At 63.2% G+C, this 1368-nt stretch carries 2 protein-coding genes; one reads left to right on the top strand and one right to left on the bottom strand.

The window, feature by feature from the left end:
- Positions 1–7: 7 nt before the first annotated feature.
- Positions 8–946 (bottom strand): DUF2182 domain-containing protein, encoded by a 939-nt coding sequence (locus EOD15_RS34350; protein WP_127321884.1) that lies wholly within the window; start codon positions 944–946, stop codon positions 8–10.
- A gap of 71 nt (positions 947–1017) precedes the next feature.
- On the opposite strand from EOD15_RS34350, the gene EOD15_RS34345 reads away from it, so the two are divergent.
- Positions 1018–1368 (top strand): FAD-dependent monooxygenase (locus EOD15_RS34345; protein ID WP_185929166.1); only part of this gene is annotated, 351 nt, incomplete at its 3' end.

Below are 1368 nucleotides of genomic sequence, written 5' to 3'. Positions count from 1 at the left end.
CCCCCACTCACAGCGAGACTACTAGCAGCGCCGCTGCCCAGACAAGCAGTATCGCACCGCCCAGCCGGGTTGGAACCCTGCTGGCGGTTTGTTTTTCGATCAGGGTGAACAGCCCGATCAACGCCATCCAGAAAATGTTCATGACGCCAACGGCGAACATCACCAGCATCAATGCCCAACAGCAGCCGAGACACCACAGACCTTGCGCGACACCGAGCCGAAAGATGTTAAGGGGCCTTGCGCTCCAGTTCGAAAACAGGACCGAGAACGGGTTCTTGCATTTCTTCAGGCAAGCTTCCTTGAGGCCGCTGAACTGGTAGAGGCCGGCAATCACGAGAGCGAGCGCACCGGCAAGGCCGACGACCGGATCGAGCATCCCGGCTGATGAGGCGAATGCATGGGCGGCCAAGGTCAGCGCCGCGAACATCATTGAAGCGGCGAGCCAGACGCTTAGGTAACCGGCGACCAGCACCAGCGGGTGAACGACCGGTTCGCCTTTGATGCGAGCCGTGTCAGTGATTTCGCAATAGGTGCGGATCATCGGCGCCGCCGAAGGCAGCATCATCGCGACCGCCATCAGGAGCCACATGAAAACGAGCGCGCCGGCCTGCAAGCCGAGATCTGCGTCCAAGGGCACCGGTGAGAGGCACAGCACAAAGAACCGTTCCAGGAAATCGGGCAGCGGCAGTTGCGGCAGGCTGCGCAGGATCGTGTCGCCAGGGGCGCCGACGCCCGCAATCCCAGTTTCAGCCCCGCGGATTGCCATCGCCGCAAGAGACAGCCAGGCAAGCAGGATGCAAGCGCCGACAACGACGTTTACCGTGACGCGAGGATTGCGCGCGATGCCGGCCATGGCGCGGCCGGCGCGGTCGAGATGGCTGAAGTCGTCCTGCTGGCCGGTCATGACATCCGAATGGGCCGAATCGCCGCGTTGATCAAGCGGCATGATCTGACCTATATGCTCATCGAACGGCAGGTCGGGTGGACCCGCCTCGCATTGCAAGCCGGAAGCCGATCTTGGAGCATCAGCAAACTGCGCGGATACTGGTTGCCGGCACGGGGCCGGCAGGGCTGATCGCGGCGCTCGGTTTTGCCGCCGAAGGTTTCCCGGTGACGCTGGTCGGGCCGGAGCCCACTCCCCCCGACGGCCGCACGACGGCCCTGATGAACCCTGCCTTGAAAGTGCTCGACCGGCTTGGTGTGCTCGAAGCCGTCAAATCCAAGGCGGCGCCCCTGAAAGTGATGCGCATCGTCGACGCCACAAGCCGGCTGATCCGCAGCCCGGTCGTCACCTTCCGTGCCAGCGAAATCGACGAGGACCAATTCGGGCTGAACCTTCCCAACAGCGTCCTCAACCAGGCACTCGCC

It is taken from the genome of Mesorhizobium sp. M7A.T.Ca.US.000.02.2.1 (genome assembly GCF_003996995.1).
Lineage (GTDB): Bacteria > Pseudomonadota > Alphaproteobacteria > Rhizobiales > Rhizobiaceae > Mesorhizobium.
Note: the sequence above shows the minus strand (reverse complement) of the source record. Positions and strands in the feature narration are given on the sequence as shown.

Excerpts from the sequence above, each read along its gene's own strand:
- EOD15_RS34350 (WP_127321884.1), bottom strand. The coding sequence starts at position 946 with ATGCCGCTTGATCAACGCGGCGATTCGGCCCATTCGGATGTCATGACC.